Raw genomic sequence first — 16,099 nt, 5'->3', positions numbered from 1 at the left:
TTTTTTTGCGGCGGGAATTGTGATAGACTATATAAGTTAAGAGCATCCCACCCTGTTCGGGTGGTGCGTGCTCTTGTTCAAAGGAGTGACCTGTTTTTGAAGCATACCGCACCCAAAACTATTTTGTGCATTCATGATTTGTCCGGCATGGGGCGCTGCAGCCTGAGCGTTGCCGCACCGGTGCTGGCCACGATGGGCCACCAGCCCGTTCTTCTGCCCACCACCCTGCTTTCCACCCACACCGGCGGCCTGGGCAAGCCGGTGGTGCAGCCGCTGGCTTCCTACGCCGAGGCCGCGCTGGACCACTACCGCAAGCTGGGCGTGGAGTTCGACTGCATCTATTCCGGCTACCTGGCCAGCGAGGCCGAGCAGCAGCTGGTGCGCAAGGCCTTTTCCTACTGGCCCGGCGCACTGAAGGTGGTAGACCCTGTGCTGGCTGACCACGGACGTTTTTACACCGGCATGCAGGATCTGCTGCCCGGCATGCGTGAGCTCTGCCGCCAGGCAGACCTGATTCTGCCCAACCTGACCGAGGCCTGCTTTTTGCTGGGCCGGGAATACAGCGCCGAGGAGTTCACCCCCGAGCAGGCCCAGGCTCTGGCCGATGAGGTGAACGCGGGCGTGCAGCGGGCGGTGGTGACCGGCCTGCCCCTGGCCAAACACCTGGCCTGCGCGGGCTCCAGCGGGCGGGACCGCTTTGTGGTCAAGCGCCTGCGCATCGACCGCAGCTACCCCGGCACCGGCGATCTGTTCGCCGCTGTTCTGGTGGGCTGCCTGTTGCGCGGCAACGCCCTTTCCGCCGCGGCGGACGCGGCCGCCGGCTTTGTGGCCGAGGCCATCAACAACACAGCGCCCACCGCGGACCCGGCCTTCGGCGTATGGTTCGAGCCGCTGCTGGGCCGCCTGAGCGGAGGAAACTGAGCAATGCCTGTTTTGAACATCGTTCTGGTGGAACCTCAGATTCCGGAGAACACCGGCAACATCGCCCGTACCTGTGCGGTGACCGGCGCACGGCTGCATCTGGTGCGGCCGCTGGGCTTTGAGGTGACGGACAAGCACCTGAAGCGGGCAGGGCTGGATTACTGGCACCTGCTGGACATTACTTATTATGATGATTTGGCGGACTTTTTCGCCAAAAACAGCGGCCCCTTCTTTTATTTCACCAGCAAGGGCCGCCACCGCCACACCGACGTGACCTACCCGGACGGCAGCTATCTGGTGTTCGGGCGGGAGGACGCCGGCCTGCCGGAGCGGCTGCTGTTTGAAAACCCGGACCACTGTGTGCGGATGCCCATGCGCAAGGGTGTTCGCTGCCTGAATCTTTCCAACTCGGTGGCTATCGGGGTATACGAAGCGCTTCGCCAATGGGATTTTGCGGACCTGGAGAGCCAGGGCCAACTGACCAAATACGAATGGAAGTGAGGAGTACCATGCGTAAGATCGCCGTTTTGACCGACTCTGCCTGTGACATTCCTGTTGAACTTCAGGAAAAGTACGGCATCGATATCCTGCCCTTCACCATCACGCTGGACGGCGTGAGCTATGTGGAGCGCAAGGATTTCACCTTCGACCAGTACTACCAGATGCTGCGGGACGCCAAGGGCACCCCCAGCACCGCCCACATCACCGCCATGCAGTTCTGCGACCAGTTCTGCAAGTATCTGGATGAGGGCTACACCGACGTGCTATATGTTAGCATCAACTCCACCGGCAGCGCCACCCACGACGCCGCCGTGATGGGCGTGGACCTGCTGAACGAGGAGCGCCCCGGCCACGAGCTGCGGGTGCACATTGTGGATAGCCACACCTATTCCTTCATCTATGGCTGGCCGGTCTGCGAGGCCGCCCGCCTTCTGCGCAACGGCGCTGAGCTGGAATATGTGATGAACATGCTGAACGATCGCTTCTCCCGGGCCGAGGTGGTGCTTTCCGCCTTCAGCCTGAAGGTGATGAAGAAGAGCGGCCGTGTTTCGGCTGCCGCCGCCTTCGCGGGCGAGCTGCTGGGCCTGCGTCCCATCATCAGCCTGATCGACGGCAAGAGCAAGGTGGAGGCCAAGGTGCGCGGCGACGCCGCCGTGCCCGGCGCGCTGATCAAGTACGTGCGCAGCCGCGTGGACAACATCGACGAGGACTTCGAGTACATGATTGCCTGCACCGACATTCCCGCGGTGGATGACCTGATCAAGCAGTGCAAGAAGGAGTTCGGCCACGGTCCCCTGCATGTGTTCAAGCTGGGCGCCGCGGTGGCCAGCAACACCGGCCCGGACACCATTGCCATCACCTACCTGGGCCGTCCCCGCCGCTGATTTTTCCATTACAATAAAAAATGCCCCGGCAGCCGCCGGGGCATTTTTATTTGCTTGTTGTTCAGGCCTTTCCCTCCGAGCCTGACAGGCGGATAATCCGCTTCACATCCTCGCACAAGGCGTCGCTGGCGTACTGGCTCACCTTCCAGGAATGGCCCTGGTGGTCCAGCTCGTCCATCGCCCGCCGGTAATGCTCCAGATACCTCCAGCGGATCTCGGTGCCGAAGTTGATCTTGGCCACGCCCAGCCGGATGGCCGCTTTGACCAGATCCTCCTCCATGCCGGTGCAGCCGTGCAGCACCAGCGGAAGATCGGTAAAGATGCGCACCTGCTCCAGCACCTCCAGATGGATGTCCGGCCTGCCCTTGTAATAGCCGTGGGCGTTGCCGATGCCGATGGCCAGGGTATCCGGCTGGCACAGCTGCAGAAACCGGCGCACCTGCTCGGGGCTGGCGATGTTCTTGTTCTCCAGCGCCACCCCGTTTTCCAGCCGGAGCAGCTCGCCCACCTCCGCCTCCACCGGCACTGCCCGCTCCCGGGCCATGGCCAGCACCTGATTGGTGAGGGCGGCGTTCTCCTCCACCGGAAGGCGGGAGCCGTCGATCATCAGGCTGGTAAAGCCCAGCTCCAGTGCCTGGGCACAGAGGGGCACACTGTCGCCGTGGTCCAGATGGATGGACACCGGCACATCCACCTGCCCGGCGCACCATTGGGCGGTATGCACAAACCAGTCGTGGCCGGAGTAGGCCCCGGTACCCGGGTAATGGGCCAGAATCATGGGACTGCCCAGCTCCTGAGCCGCCTTGCAGCAGGCCCGGATGATGTCGTAGTTGCCGCCCTGGGTGTTGATGGCGGGAATGGCGTAGCCCTCCCGGGCGGCCTTGCGCAGCTGGTCCAGATTGTTGGTCAGCATGGCCTGCTCTCTCCTTTCCAAACGACACGACGACACGGCGGCCGCTGCTCCATTGCCAGGGCAGGGCCGCCGAAGAATATACTTCTTTGCTTACAGCTGGGGCTTGAAGGTGACGAAGCGGCGCAGCTCCTCGCCGATCAGCGGGCGGCACCAGTCCACGAAGGCAGGGGTCACGTCCCGGCCATCGGCGCTGATGAACTCATCCGGCATCTTGCGCTCGTGCAGCATCACCTGCTCCACCGGAATCAGGAAGGTCTCGGACTTATAGACCGGACCGGGCACACGGCGGAAGCCCACCATCACGCCGTTCTCCCCGTTCAAGGCGGCACGGCAGGCCTCGGCGCCGGCGATCACCGCCTCCTCCCGGTCCACGCTGGACTGGAAGGCGATGGAGGACCGGTTACAGATGCCCGGCTTTTCGCTGCGGGCCTTGATGCCCAGCTTCTGGATCACCAGGTTGGCCAGATGGGCGCTCACGTCGCCGTAGTAGACCGAGCGGCCCACCTTAAAGATAGGCGGCACGATGGAGGAGCCGTCCGGGTTGCACAGGCCCTCGCTGGTCACGATGACCACGCCGCCCTTTTTGCGGTGCAGCTCGAGCACCCGCTCCAGGAACTCCTCCTCAATGAAGGGACGCTCGGGCAGGTAGATCATATCCGGGCCGTCGCCGTTGCCGCTGCGGGCCAGGGCGCTGGCGGCGGCAATCCAGCCGGCGTTGCGGCCCATGGCCTCGATCACACTCACGTGGATGGGCAGGCTGCGCACGTCCTGGCTCACCTCGCTGGTGATGGCCGCAATGTAGCGGGCGGCGGAGCCGAAGCCAGGGGCATGGTCGGTGACGGCAATGTCGTTGTCGATGGTCTTGGGGATGCCCACCACCCGCACGTCCACACCCTCGGCCACGCAGGCCTTGTAGAGCTTGCCGCAGGCGTCCATGCTGCCGTTGCCGCCGTTGAACAGCACGTATTTGATGTCGTGCTTTTTGCAGATGCGGGCCATGTTGGCGTAATCCTCGGCCTCCAGCGGGTCTCGGCTGGTGCCGATGGCGGAGGCGGGGGTTTGAAGCAGCAGGCGCAGCTCCTCCTCGGGCACGGCGCTCAGCTCGCAGAACTGCTCCCGCAGCATACCGCCGCTGCCGCCGATGGCACCGTAGACCTTATCCACCTGGTCCGGGTGCTTTTTGGCTTCGGTCACCGCGCCGTACAGCGAGGAATTGATTACAGCGGTAGGTGCGCCGCCGTGCACGATCAGCAGATTTCCTTTCATGACACTTCTCCTTGTCTTATGGGTTCTTGCGTTGAACGCTGTTTTATCTCCAATGGCAGGCCCGCCGGGAGCTGCCAAAGCGTGCTTATTCCACCGCGGTGCTGGCCCGGCAGATCAAACGGGTGGAAACCCGCACCGGTTCGGGCACCTGGCCCTGCTCGATCATGGTCTTGAGCATATCCACCGCGATGCGGGCGATCTCGGCCCGGGGGATTTCCATGCTGGTGAGCGGAGGCGCCACATACTGGCCCAGACTGGAATTGTCAAAGCCGATGACCGCGATATCCTGCGGGATGCGTTTCCCCTCCGCCTGAGCCGCCTGCATGGCAATGCAGGCCACCTTGTCGTTCCGGCCGAAGATGGCGTTCACCGGCCGGCCGCTGCGCAGATACTCTCGCACCCGCTGGGCCAGCTGCTCCGGGCTGGCGCAGCCGGTGATGATCCGGCTTACCGGGTCCGGGCAGTAGCCGCTCTCCTGCATCTGGTGCACAAAGCCCCGGTAGCGCAAATCATCCATATTGCTGAAATTGCCCCGGGCACTGTAGCGGTCGATGTACAAAATATCCCTGCGGCCAAGGCCGCCCAGATACTGCACACACTCCCGCGCGCCCTCGTACAGGCCGTTGTCGATCCGGCCCGCGCCCTTCACCTGGGAATAATCCCGGTTTTCCAGCAGGACCACCGGGATGTTGGCGTCCACAAAGCGCTGGATGAAGGCCTGAGGAAAGCTAATCGAGCTGATGAGCAGGCCGTCCGGACGGCGGCCGATGATCTCGTTCACGAACTGCTCGGTGTTCCGGTTGGAGCACAGCGACACCATGTAACCCAGCCCGTAGGCGCACTGGTCCAGCTCGTTCACCAGCAGGCTGAAGTGTTCGGTGACGATCTGGTCCGCGATGAAGATGATCTGGTTGCTGCTCTTGCCCTTCAACGCACGGGCGATGCTGTTGGGCCGGTAGTTCAGCTGGCGCACAGCCTCCTCCACCCGGCGGCGTTTTTCCTTGTCCACATAGCGGTTGTTGTTGATCACGTAAGAGACCACCGTCTCGCTGACTCCGGCCAGGCGGGCCACATCCTTGCGGGTGACCTGCTTGAATTTCGGTTCCATGCTGTGACCTCCTTCATCTAAACACGAGTGTATCTCTTTTTTCCCATTATAAATCCCCCGCATGCCGCCGTCAAATAAAACGAGGCGCTTCACCGTAAAACTTTCGGACGGTTTTTGTTGCACTTTGACGATAAAGTTTGCTATAATACCGGTATGCGCCCAAAAGCGCAAGAGCAACTTAGGATTTTAGGCTCGCCCGGGTTTTGCCCGGGCCCACCCGTTTGGACCTGGCAGTGCCAAACGGATAAAATCTTTCTGCCGGAGTGTAATTATGAATACGAAACGTCTTGTCCGCGCGGCCATGGTGGCCGCAATTTATGTGGTGCTCTGCCTGGTGCTGGCCCCCTTCAGCTACGGCGCCGTGCAGGTTCGCCTGGCCGAAATGCTGTGCCTGTTGCCGGTGTTCGGCGCGGAGTACATCGTGGCTGTGACCCTGGGGTGCTTTTTGGCCAACCTGCTGGGCTCCACCCTGGTGGATGTGGTGTTCGGCACCGCCGCCACCCTGGTGGCCTGCCTGCTGACCTACGCGGTGCGCAAGATGCGCATGGGCGGTCTGGCCATTCCCGCCGCGATCCCGCCCATTGTGAGCAACGCAGTGATCGTGGGTGCGCTGGAGCTCACCTTCTTTTTGCCCGGCGTCACCGGCACCGCTGCACTGGCGGCCTGGAATGCCCTGACCGTGGGCATCGGCGAGGTGGTCAGCTGCGGCATCCTGGGCGTAGCCCTGGTGAAGCTGATGGAGAGCAACGCCGGCCTGCGCCGCCTGTTCTGCGAATGAGCCGTTTCTTTTAAAAAGCAAAAGGAGGCCGCCATGAAACCGAGTCTTTTGATCTGGGACTGGAACGGGACCCTGCTGGACGATGTGTCCCTGTGCAACCGGTGCCTGAACGATCTGCTGGCCGGGCACGGCTATACCCAGCGGTACGACGCGGCCGCCTATAAAGAAATTTTCGGATTTCCCATTCAGGACTATTATGTCCGTGCGGGCTTCGATTTCAGCCGCCATCCCTACGAGGAGCTGGCGGAAATTTACATGGCCCAATACCTGCCCGCCGCCGAGGGCTGCGGGCTTTGCCCCGGCGCCCGCGAGGCACTGGAGTGGGCGAAGGACGCCGGCATCCGCCAGGTGATTCTTTCCGCCTCCCAGCTGCCCATCCTCCGCCGCCAGGTGGAGGAGCGTTCGCTTTCTGGCTTCTTTGATGAGTTGCTCGGCCAGAGCGACATCTACGCCCGGGGCAAAAAGGAGACTGGCCTTTCCTATTTAAAGGAGAGCGGCATCGACCCGGCCAGCGCCGTGCTGGTGGGTGACACCCTGCACGACCTTGAAGTGGCGCAGGCCATGGATACCCGCTGCGTGCTCTGCGCCGCCGGACACCAGAGCCGGGCGCGGCTGGAGGCCGCCGGGATTCCGGTGATCGGCACCCTGAACGAGCTGCCCGCCTGCCTGGAACAGCTTTGATCAACAGAACAAAAACGCCCTCCCGGCCGGGAGGGCGTTTTCTTTATCTGATAAGCTTCAAGCCACGAACAGAAACACCGCCAGGAAGTGGAGCAGGCTCCCCGCCAGAATGAACAGGTGGAACAGCTCGTGGAACCCCCAGTTGGGACTCAGGTTGGGACGCTTGGCGATGTACATCACCGCGCCCACCGAGTAACTGATGCCGCCTGCCGCCACCAGCACCAGGCAGGCGGTGGGCATGGAGGCAAAGGCGGGCAGATCCACCAGAATGGACCAGCCCATGGCCAGATAGATCAGGGTGCCGATCCAGCGGGGCGCGTCCAGCCAGACCAGCTTGAACAGAATGCCCAGAAAAGCCGCCGCCCACAGACAGCCCAGAAAAATCTCCCGCTCTCCGGCGGGCATATATGCCACGCAGAAGGGCGTATAGCTGCCCGCAATGAGCACGTAGATCATGGCGTGATCCAGCTTGCGCAGCCGCCGCAGCGGCGCCGCCGCGCACAATGCATAATGATAGATGCTGCTGGCGGAATACAGCGCCACCAGCGAAAGGCCGAACAGGGCCACCCCCGCCAGCACCAGCGCGCTGGAACCCTCCCACAGGCTACGGCCCACCAACAGGAAGGTGGCGATCACGCCGCCCACGGCGCCCCAGAAATGGGTGTAACTGCTCATGGGCTCACGGCCCTTTGCGAAATACCGGCTCATAAAATCCCCTCCTTGAAACCATCTAGTTTCAAAAACTATGTTCTATTGTTAGTATAACCAGTTTATGCGATAAAATCAATGTCTGACAAAAAAATTAACAAATATTCCACCCCCTCGCTTTGACAGGGGGCTATGGATGATGTATGATATTAGAATAGCGTAGTATGGGCTTTCTATACACGCACGGTGCGCCGCTCATTTGCGCGGCCATTTTTGTGTATCAACGATATAGAAAAGAATGTGAGTGATCGATTTGGCATTTTTAGACAAGCTCTTCGGTTCCTTCTCCGACAAGGAGCTGAAAAAGATCCGCCCCATCGCCGATAAGGTGATCGCGCTGGAGAGCGAGATGGCCGCCAAGACCGACGCGGAGCTGCAGGCCATGACCCCCGCTCTGAAGGAGCGGCTGGCAAACGGCGAAACTCTGGACGATATCCTGCCCGAGGCCTTTGCCGTCTGCCGTGAGGCCAGCTGGCGTGTGCTGGGCATGAAGCACTTCCCCGTGCAGATCATCGGTGGTATCGTGCTGCACCGCGCCTGCATCGCCGAGATGCAGACCGGTGAAGGCAAGACCCTGGTGGCCACCCTGCCCGTTTACCTGAATGCGCTGGCCGGCAAGGGCGTGCACGTGGTAACCGTGAACGATTACCTGGCCCGCCGCGACTCCGAGTGGATGGGCAAGCTGTACCGCTGGCTGGGCCTGAAGGTGGGCCTGATCGTGCAGGGCATCACCAACGAGCAGCGCCACGCCGCTTATAACGCGGACATCACCTACGGCACCAACAACGAGTTCGGCTTCGACTACCTGCGCGACAACATGGTGGTCTACAAGGAGAACATGGTGCAGCGCGGCCACTTCTTCGCCATCGTGGACGAGGTGGACTCCATCCTGATCGACGAGGCCCGTACTCCCCTGATCATCAGCGGCAAGGGTGACGATTCCAGCGACCTGTACCAGCAGGCCGACGCCTTCGCCAAGACTCTGAAGATGAGCAAGATCGTGGAGCTGGACGACAAGGAGGACCAGGACGCCCAGGTGGACGGCGACTACGTGGTGGACGAAAAGCACAAGACCGCCACCCTGACCCAGTCCGGTGTGAAGAAGGCCGAGGCCTACTTCCATGTGGAGAACCTGGCCGACGCCGCCAACATGACCCTGGCCCATCACATCAACCAGGCCATCAAGGCCCGCGGCGTGATGCAGCGGGACATCGACTACGTGGTGCGTGACGGCGAGGTCATCATCGTGGACGAGTTCACCGGCCGACTGATGATCGGCCGCCGCTACAACGAAGGCCTGCACCAGGCCATCGAGGCCAAGGAGGGCGTGAAGGTTGCCGCCGAGAGCAAGACTCTGGCCACCATCACCTTCCAGAACTACTTCCGCATGTACGAGAAGCTGGCCGGTATGACCGGTACCGCCAAGACCGAGGCGGACGAGTTCATCGAGATCTACGGCCTGCAGATCGTGACCGTGCCCACCAACAAGCCCCAGCTGCGCAAGGACGAGCCGGACAGCGTGTACAAGACCGTGAAGGGCAAGTACGACGCAGTGGTCAAGCAGGTTGCCGAGTGCCACGCCAAGGGCCAGCCCGTTCTGGTGGGTACCGTGAGCATTGAAAAGAGCGAAACCCTGAGCAAGCTGCTCAGCCGCCAGGGCATCAAGCACAACGTGCTGAACGCCAAGAACCACGAGAAGGAAGCCGAGATCGTGGCCCAGGCCGGTAAGAAGGGCGCTGTGACCATCGCCACCAACATGGCCGGCCGTGGTACCGATATCATGCTGGGCGGCAACGCCGAATACATGGCCAAGGCCCAGCTGCGCAAGGAAGGCTTCGCCGAGGAGCTGATCGTGGAGGCTGACGGCCACGGCGAGACCGACAACGAGGAGATTCTGGCCGCCCGCGCCCGCTTCAACGAGCTGCTGGCCGCCCACAAGGCCGAGATCGCCAAGGAGGCCGAGGAGGTACGCGCCGCCGGCGGTCTGTACATCATCGGCACCGAGCGGCACGAGAGCCGCCGTATCGACAACCAGCTGCGCGGCCGTTCCGGCCGTCAGGGCGACCCGGGCGCTTCCCGCTTCTTCCTGAGCCTGGAGGACGACCTGATGCGTCTGTTCGGCGGTGAGCGTGTGCAGAGCCTGATGGACACCCTGGGCCTGGACGACGAGACTCCCATCGAGAACAAGATGATCACCAACACCATCGAGAGCGCCCAGAAGAAACTGGAGGCCCAGAACTTCAGCACCCGTAAGAACGTGCTGCAGTTTGACGATGTGATGAACAAGCAGCGTGAGATCATCTACGGCCAGCGCCGTCAGGTGCTGAACGGCGAGGACCTGAAGGACACCCTGCGCACCATGATGAAGGACAACATCGAGGGCAGCGTGGCCACCTTCTGCGCCGGTGATGATTCCTCTGCCTGGGATCTGGCCGCCCTGCGCCGCCACTACCTGGGCTGGCTGACCATGGACAGCGACCTGCACTACGAGCCCGAACAGCTGAAGAGCCTGAAGCGGGAGGACGTGAGCAAGTTCCTGCTGGACCGGGGCACCCTGATTCTGGACGGCAAGGAGAAGAAGTACGGCTCCAACATCATGCGTGAGCTGGAGCGTATGTGCCTGCTGCGCAACGTGGACACCAAGTGGATGGACCACATCGACGCCATGGATCAGCTGCGTCAGGGCATCTACCTGCGCAGCTACGGCCAGCGCGACCCCGTTGTGGAATACCGTCTGGAAGGCTTCGAGATGTTCGACGCCATGATCGATAACATCAAGGAAGACACCGTTCGCATGCTGCTGACCATCGAGCTGAAGATTCAGCCCCAGCAGCAGGCCCCCGTGGTGGAGCGCACCCAGGTTGCCAAGCCCACCGGCGACGCCGCCACCCCCGGCAAGAACGTGAAGGCCACCAGCTCCTCCGGCCCCATCAAGGTGGAGAAGATCGGCCGCAACGATCCCTGCCCCTGCGGCAGCGGTCTGAAGTGGAAGAAGTGCACCTGCAAGGAGTACCATCCCGACCTGTAAGCCAGTAAAATACGCGCCCGCCGGACTCTTTCGCTGAGTCCGGCGGGCGTTTTGTGTTTTTTGATAAAAGAAAGCCCGCGGTTCCGGCAAAGCGTCGGAACCGCGGGCTTTTTTCGTTTTATTTGCGGGCGCACTCGCCGCCCTCACCCCGCAGCAGGGTCAAGCCATGGGGAATCACGTCCAGGAATACGTCCATGCTCTCCTGCACCGCCTTGGGGCTGCCGGGCAGGTTGACGATCAGGGTCTTGCCCCGGATCACCGACACGCCCCGGCTGAGCATGGCCCGGGGCGTAATGCGCAGGCTCGCCGCCCGGATGGCCTCGGCGATGCCGGGCGCATTCCGCTGGGCCACTGCCATGGTGGCCTCGGGGGTCACGTCCCGGGGGGCAAAGCCGGTGCCGCCGGTGGTGAGAATCAGGTCCAGCTGGCGCTGGTCGCACAGGCGGATCAGCTGCCGTTCCAGCACTGCCTGTTCATCCGCCAGCAGCAGGGTCTCCACCACCTGGTAGCCCTTTTCCTCCAGCCGCTTCACGATGGCAGGGCCGCTCTCGTCCTTCCGCTGGCCCTGAGACCCCTTGTCGGACAGGGTGATCACCGCCGCCTGGAAGGGCCGAACGCCGGTGCGCTCGGCCAGCCGCATCTCGTCGCCCACTGCGATCTCGCCGCCCTCCAGCACCCGGGCGAACACGCCCTCCCGGGGCATGATGCAGTCGCCCATGGTCTTGTAGATCTGGCAATGATTGTGGCACTCCTTGCCGATCTGGGTGATCTCCAGCAGCACGGAGCCGCAGCGCAGCAGGGTGCCCACCGGCAAAGCCCGGAAGTCAAAGCCCTCCACCACCAGATTTTCTCCGAAGGCACCGTAATCCACCTGGGCGCCCTTCTGCCGGAAGGCCTCGATTTTTTCATCGCCCAAAAGGCTCACCTGCCGGTGCCAGTTGCCGCCATGGGCGTCGCCCACCAGGCCCCACTCAGGGGTGAAGCTGGCCTTTTCCACCGGGTGCTTGGCCACGCCCCGGGTTTCGGACACACAAATCGCTTTTACGGTTCCCATCCTTTGTTATCCTCCGATCTGCGCCATGCGGCGGTGTTCTGTGATCTCATCGTATTTGTCAAAGCAGTGATGGGCGGGCTTTTGCTCCACCGCCCGGGCGATGGCCGCCTGCAGCGCCTCGTCGGATGCGCCGGTGCGCAGCAGCGCCCGCAGGTCCACCGAGGCATCGTAGCACAGGCAGGGCTTGAGCTGGCCGGTGCTGGTGAGCCGCAGCCGGTTGCACTGGTCGCAGAACCGGTGGCTCACCGCGTCGATCCAGCCGATGCGGCCCTGCAGGCGTTCGCTGGCCTCATAATGGGCCGGGCCGTTGCCCCGCCGCTCATTTACCGGGTGCAGGTCCGGCCAGCGCTCCAGCAGCAACGCCCGGGCCCTTTCGGGCGACAGGCCGCCGCCCCCGCTGCCCTCGCCGATGGGCATCAGCTCGATGAACCGCACATCCAGCGGCCATTTTTCCGCCATTGCCGCCAGCGGCACCACCTCCGGCTCGGCGCTGGCCAGCAGCACACAGTTCAGCTTGGTGCGGATGCCTGCCGCCATGGAAGCACGCACGCCCCGCAGCACCTTGTCCAGCACGTCGTGCCCGGTAATGGCCGCGTAGCGGGCCGGGTCCAGCGCGTCGATGCTCACATTCACCGCATCCAGCCCCGCCCGGGCCAGGGGCAGCGCCAGCTCCTCCAACAGCACCCCGTTGGTGGTCAGGGTCACCTGGCCGCAGCCGGGCAGGTTTTTCAGCTGCTCCACAAACTCCACCGCGCCCCGGCGCACCAGCGGCTCGCCGCCGGTCACCTTGAAGTTACAGATGCCCAGACTGATGGCCGCCCGCGCCGTGCGCAGAATCTCCTCATAGCGCAGAATCTCCTGATGCGGCACAAAGTCCGCCCCGTTCGGCATGCAGTACCGGCAGCGCAGATTGCACCGGTCGGTGAGTGAGATCCGCAGATAGTCGATGCTGCGGCCGTAACGATCCTTCATCGGGTCAATTCCCCTTTCCCGCACCGGGCAGACCTGACCCCGGGCGGCTTCCTTATATTTTAATAAATATAACGCCTTTTATTAAAAAAGTCAATGAAGGCCCGCCCCGCCGGGTGGCCCTCACAGACCCAGCGCCTGCATGACCACCACCGCGGCGGCGCTCACCGCCAAAGCGGGCAGATAGTTCAGGGTTTTGATCTGCTTGATGCCTAAGATTCCCAGGCCGGAGCTGAAGATCAGCGCACCGCCCACCAGGCTCAGTTCGGTGAGCAGTTCCGTGGTCACATAGGGGGCAATCGCGCCGGACAGCAGATAGATGGCCCCCTGCCAGCAGAAGAGCACCAGTGCCGCCAGCGCGATACCGATGCCGAAGGTGGAGGCCAGCACCGTGGAGGTGATGCCGTCCAGCACCGCGTTGGTGAACAAATAGGTATTGTCGCCCTGCAGGGCGCTCTGCATGGGCCCCAGAATGCTCAGGGTCCCGGCACAGAACAACAGGATGGCAGTGGAAAGGCCCTTGCCCAGCTCACTGCCGCCCGCCAGCGGCAGCTTGTCCACCGCCTTCTGAAATAAGGTGTCCAGCGAGATGGCGGTGCCCAGCACGCCGCCCACCGCCAGACTCACGATGAACAGCACCGAATACCGGCTCTGGGGCATGGCCTGTACCACCGAGTTCACTCCCAGCAGGGTGGCCGCCAGGCCCATGCCGTTCATCAGGGCCTCCTTGTATTTTTCGCCCAAGCCGCTTTTCAGCCGGCTGCCCACCAGGCTGCCCGCCAGAATGGTGGCCGTATTTGCAATGGTTCCAATCATATTGCTCTCGTTTCCCTCCCCGATTGATCTGCCCCGGCGCTCAGCCGTGCAGGGTATAGATCACGCTGGGCCGCCCGCCGGTGGAGTAATCCACCCGGGAATCGGCCCGGCCGCATTCCACCAGATAGTGCACGTAATGACGGGCGGTTACCGCCGAAAAGCCGGTCTTCATGGCCAGCTGCTCGCAGGTGAGGCCCTGGGGATTGGCCTGCAGGCAGGCGCAGATGGCCTCCAGCGTTTTGGGCTGCAGCCCCTTGGGCAGCGGCTTGTCCTCCGGCTTTTCCTCCGCCGGGGCTGCCGCAGCCGGTCCCCGGTGCAGCAGCTCGTCCAGCTGCTGCTGGTTCACGCTCTGGGCCCGGATGGCCTGCCTGCGCCGGTCAAAGGCATCCAGCGCCTGGCAGAAGCGGTCGTATTCAAAAGGCTTGACCAGGTAATCCACCACGCCCAGCCGCATGGCCGCCTCCACGGTGGCGGTGTCGCTGGCGGCGGTGATCATGATCACATCGGTGCTCACCCCTGCCGCCCGCAGCTGGCGCAGCACGTCCAGCCCGTCCATCTGGGGCATGTACATATCCAGAATCACCAGATCCGCCGGGTGGCTGCGCAGATATTCCAGCGCGGCCCGGCCGTCCGGACATTCCCGGCACACCTGAAAGCGCGGGTCCTTTTCGGTATAGCGGCGGTTGAGCATGGCCACCATGGGGTCATCCTCCACGATCACGACCTGGTACAATCTCTCTCCTCCTTTTCCTGCTTATCCTCTGTATTCTCTTCCTGGGGCGGGATGTGAATGGTGAAGGTGGTGCCCAAGCCCACCACCGATTCCACCCGCACGTCGCCGCCGTAGGCCTGCACAATGCTCTGCACCAGGGCAAGACCGGTGCCCCGGCCCTCGCCCTTGGTGGAAAAGCCCTGCTCGAACATCCGCTGCTGCACCTTGGGTGCAATGCCGCAGCCGGTGTCCTCCACGCAGATGAGCAGGCCCTGGGCCTCCTCCTGGATGCAGACCTCCACCTCCCGCACCGCGCCGTCCGCCACGTTCTTGAAGGAGTCGAAGGCGTTCTCGATCAGGTTGCCCAGTACCGAGATCATGGCGTCGATGGGCAGGCAGCGGCTGCCATGGGGGAAATGGCTGGAGGCATCCAGCCGGAAGACCACCCGCAGCTCCTGGGCGCGGCTGAGTTTGCCGATGAGCAGCGCCGCCACCGCGGGCTCCTGGATGCGGCCGGTGATGCCGCCCATGGACTGAGCCCGTACCTTGGTCAGCTCCAGCACATAGCGCTCGGCCTCCTTGTATTCCTCCAGCTGCAGAAGGCCCAGAATCACATGCAGCTTGTTCATGAATTCGTGGGTGTTGGCCCGCAGCGCCTCCACCACGTGGTTCACGCCGGTCAGATCCTCGGCCAGGCGCACCATCTCGGTGCGGTTGCGGAAGATGGCCACCGCGCCCACGGTGCGGCCGTTTTTCACGATGGGCATCCGGTCCGCCAGGATCTTCACATGCACCAGCGATTTGAGCGGCACGTTGTATTCCGCCTTGCCGCTGTGCAGCACCCGGTCCAGGGTGCTGGCCGGGTAGACCTGGTGCAGCGGCTGGCCCACCGCCTCGTCCACCGGCAGCTCCAGCATCTGCTTTGCCGCCGCGTTCAGGTAGATGATGCGCTCGTTTTCGTCAATGGCCATCACGCCCTCTTCCAGCGCGTCCCAGATATCCGCCCGCTGCACCATCAGCCGGTGCAGGTCCTCGGGCTCGTAGCCCGCCAGCTCGCTTTTGATGTAGCGGGCCAGCCGCCGGGCCCAGAAGCCGCCGATGCACAGCGCCACCGCCGCGATGACCAGGTACTGCAGCACGGTCCCGGCCACCATCCGGTACACCGACCGCATGTAGACCCCCACCACGGCATAGCCCAGCAGGTTGCCCTCCCCGTCAAAGACCTTGGCGCAGGCGCAGCGCTCCATGCCGTTTTCGGTCTCGCCCTCCTGCAGAAAGACCGGCTCAGTCTGGGCCGGGTCCGGCTGGACCACGCCCTGCAGGCCGCCGCGGGTGCTGGCCCCGGCCAGCATGGAGCCCTCCGTGTCGATGACCACCGCCACGTCCAGATCGTTCACCCGGCGAACAACCTGCTGCAGCAGGGCGGTGACCGACTGGTCGCCGCTTCCCTCCAGCAGGCCCCGCACATCCAGGGTGCGGGCCAGCAGATAGGCCACGTCCAGCATGTTCCGGTCCATCATCTGGTGGCTGGAGCGAAGATTCAGCCACAGGCTGCTGCCCATGGCAATGATCACCGTGAGCACGATCACCATCACGCTCAGGGTGACCAGCTGGGCATTCAGAGTCTTTTTCAGGCGTGCAAGCCATTTCACCGCCGGTTCCCTCCCCGCGTTTTTCCGGCCGGGCGCACGTGGGGTGCGCGCTGCTTCGGATTTTGACGATATATGTAATATGATAGCACATTTTCCCCTTTGCGCCAA

General features: G+C 63.0%; 15 protein-coding genes and 1 riboswitch. Of the genes, 6 read left to right on the top strand and 9 right to left on the bottom strand.

Annotated features, from left to right (window positions below; translation table 11 throughout):
• The first annotated feature begins 96 nt into the window (after positions 1–96).
• From PH256_RS03390 to PH256_RS03380, 3 genes are read left to right on the top strand one after another with little or no spacing between them, the layout of a single operon-like run.
• On the top strand, positions 97–921 hold the full coding sequence (locus PH256_RS03390; RefSeq protein WP_270912977.1) for a pyridoxamine kinase: 825 nt from the start codon (positions 97–99) through the stop codon (positions 919–921).
• A gap of 3 nt (positions 922–924) precedes the next feature.
• On the top strand, positions 925–1,422 hold the full coding sequence (locus tag PH256_RS03385) for a tRNA (cytidine(34)-2'-O)-methyltransferase (RefSeq protein WP_087184111.1): 498 nt from the start codon (positions 925–927) through the stop codon (positions 1,420–1,422).
• An 8-nt stretch (positions 1,423–1,430) separates the two neighbouring features.
• A complete protein-coding gene (locus tag PH256_RS03380; RefSeq protein WP_270912976.1) occupies positions 1,431–2,306 on the top strand; it encodes a DegV family protein in 876 nt (291 codons plus the stop codon).
• A 61-nt stretch (positions 2,307–2,367) separates the two neighbouring features.
• On the opposite strand, the gene PH256_RS03375 is transcribed toward PH256_RS03380, so the two are convergent.
• From PH256_RS03375 to PH256_RS03365, 3 genes are all read right to left on the bottom strand, one after another.
• Positions 2,368–3,219: a class II fructose-bisphosphate aldolase gene (locus tag PH256_RS03375; protein ID WP_270912975.1), complete on the bottom strand. Its 852-nt coding sequence runs from the start codon at positions 3,217–3,219 to the stop codon at positions 2,368–2,370.
• Positions 3,220–3,309: 90 nt separating this feature from the next.
• Positions 3,310–4,485 (bottom strand): diphosphate--fructose-6-phosphate 1-phosphotransferase, encoded by a 1,176-nt coding sequence (locus PH256_RS03370; protein WP_270912974.1) that lies wholly within the window; start codon positions 4,483–4,485, stop codon positions 3,310–3,312.
• 85 nt (positions 4,486–4,570) lie between these two features.
• Complete coding sequence (locus PH256_RS03365; protein ID WP_087184108.1) at positions 4,571–5,593, bottom strand: LacI family DNA-binding transcriptional regulator; 1,023 nt, start codon at positions 5,591–5,593, stop codon at positions 4,571–4,573.
• A 171-nt stretch (positions 5,594–5,764) separates the two neighbouring features.
• A riboswitch (PreQ1-III riboswitch) is annotated at positions 5,765–5,857 on the top strand.
• 7 nt (positions 5,858–5,864) lie between these two features.
• Here PH256_RS03365 and PH256_RS03360 point away from each other — a divergent pair.
• Both PH256_RS03360 and PH256_RS03355 read left to right on the top strand, forming a co-directional pair.
• On the top strand, positions 5,865–6,371 hold the full coding sequence (locus PH256_RS03360; protein ID WP_270912973.1) for a QueT transporter family protein: 507 nt from the start codon (positions 5,865–5,867) through the stop codon (positions 6,369–6,371).
• A gap of 33 nt (positions 6,372–6,404) precedes the next feature.
• Entirely contained in the window at positions 6,405–7,052 is a 648-nt protein-coding gene (locus tag PH256_RS03355; protein WP_270912972.1) for an HAD family hydrolase, read from the top strand.
• 57 nt (positions 7,053–7,109) lie between these two features.
• Here PH256_RS03355 and trhA read toward each other — a convergent pair whose 3' ends face one another.
• Entirely contained in the window at positions 7,110–7,760 is a 651-nt protein-coding gene (gene trhA / locus PH256_RS03350) for a PAQR family membrane homeostasis protein TrhA (protein ID WP_270912971.1), read from the bottom strand.
• A gap of 253 nt (positions 7,761–8,013) precedes the next feature.
• On the opposite strand from trhA, the gene secA reads away from it, so the two are divergent.
• Positions 8,014–10,788, top strand: a complete 2,775-nt coding sequence (gene secA, locus PH256_RS03345; RefSeq protein ID WP_270912970.1) for a preprotein translocase subunit SecA — start codon at positions 8,014–8,016, stop codon at positions 10,786–10,788.
• A 118-nt stretch (positions 10,789–10,906) separates the two neighbouring features.
• Here secA and PH256_RS03340 read toward each other — a convergent pair whose 3' ends face one another.
• The 5 genes from PH256_RS03340 to PH256_RS03320 form a co-directional block, all read right to left on the bottom strand.
• Entirely contained in the window at positions 10,907–11,842 is a 936-nt protein-coding gene (locus PH256_RS03340; RefSeq protein WP_270912969.1) for an MOSC domain-containing protein, read from the bottom strand.
• A 6-nt stretch (positions 11,843–11,848) separates the two neighbouring features.
• On the bottom strand, positions 11,849–12,814 hold the full coding sequence (gene moaA / locus PH256_RS03335) for a GTP 3',8-cyclase MoaA (protein WP_270912968.1): 966 nt from the start codon (positions 12,812–12,814) through the stop codon (positions 11,849–11,851).
• Between the two features lie 120 nt (positions 12,815–12,934).
• Entirely contained in the window at positions 12,935–13,627 is a 693-nt protein-coding gene (locus PH256_RS03330; protein ID WP_270912967.1) for a DUF554 domain-containing protein, read from the bottom strand.
• Between the two features lie 40 nt (positions 13,628–13,667).
• Positions 13,668–14,360, bottom strand: a complete 693-nt coding sequence (locus PH256_RS03325) for a response regulator (RefSeq protein WP_087184101.1) — start codon at positions 14,358–14,360, stop codon at positions 13,668–13,670.
• Complete coding sequence (locus PH256_RS03320; RefSeq protein ID WP_270912966.1) at positions 14,345–15,991, bottom strand: ATP-binding protein; 1,647 nt, start codon at positions 15,989–15,991, stop codon at positions 14,345–14,347. The genes PH256_RS03325 and PH256_RS03320 overlap by 16 nt, the downstream gene beginning before the upstream one ends.
• Between the last annotated feature and the right edge of the window lie 108 nt (positions 15,992–16,099).

The sequence above is a fragment of the Allofournierella sp. CML151 genome, assembly GCF_027853465.1.
Classification (GTDB): domain Bacteria; phylum Bacillota; class Clostridia; order Oscillospirales; family Ruminococcaceae; genus Allofournierella.
The sequence above is the reverse complement of the archived record's forward strand: the minus strand, read 5'-3'. Positions and strand labels throughout refer to the sequence as shown.

Bases quoted from the DNA above. Each gene is read 5' to 3' on its own strand.
- PH256_RS03360 (WP_270912973.1), top strand. From the start codon at position 5,865: ATGAATACGAAACGTCTTGTCCGCGCGGCCATGGTGGCCGCAATTTAT.
- moaA (WP_270912968.1), bottom strand. From the start codon at position 12,814: ATGAAGGATCGTTACGGCCGCAGCATCGACTATCTGCGGATCTCACTC.
- PH256_RS03375 (WP_270912975.1), bottom strand. From the start codon at position 3,219: ATGCTGACCAACAATCTGGACCAGCTGCGCAAGGCCGCCCGGGAGGGC.
- PH256_RS03330 (WP_270912967.1), bottom strand. From the start codon at position 13,627: ATGATTGGAACCATTGCAAATACGGCCACCATTCTGGCGGGCAGCCTG.
- PH256_RS03385 (WP_087184111.1), top strand. From the start codon at position 925: ATGCCTGTTTTGAACATCGTTCTGGTGGAACCTCAGATTCCGGAGAAC.
- PH256_RS03370 (WP_270912974.1), bottom strand. From the start codon at position 4,485: ATGAAAGGAAATCTGCTGATCGTGCACGGCGGCGCACCTACCGCTGTA.
- PH256_RS03355 (WP_270912972.1), top strand. From the start codon at position 6,405: ATGAAACCGAGTCTTTTGATCTGGGACTGGAACGGGACCCTGCTGGAC.
- PH256_RS03340 (WP_270912969.1), bottom strand. From the start codon at position 11,842: ATGGGAACCGTAAAAGCGATTTGTGTGTCCGAAACCCGGGGCGTGGCC.
- PH256_RS03365 (WP_087184108.1), bottom strand. From the start codon at position 5,593: ATGGAACCGAAATTCAAGCAGGTCACCCGCAAGGATGTGGCCCGCCTG.
- trhA (WP_270912971.1), bottom strand. From the start codon at position 7,760: ATGAGCCGGTATTTCGCAAAGGGCCGTGAGCCCATGAGCAGTTACACC.
- PH256_RS03380 (WP_270912976.1), top strand. From the start codon at position 1,431: ATGCGTAAGATCGCCGTTTTGACCGACTCTGCCTGTGACATTCCTGTT.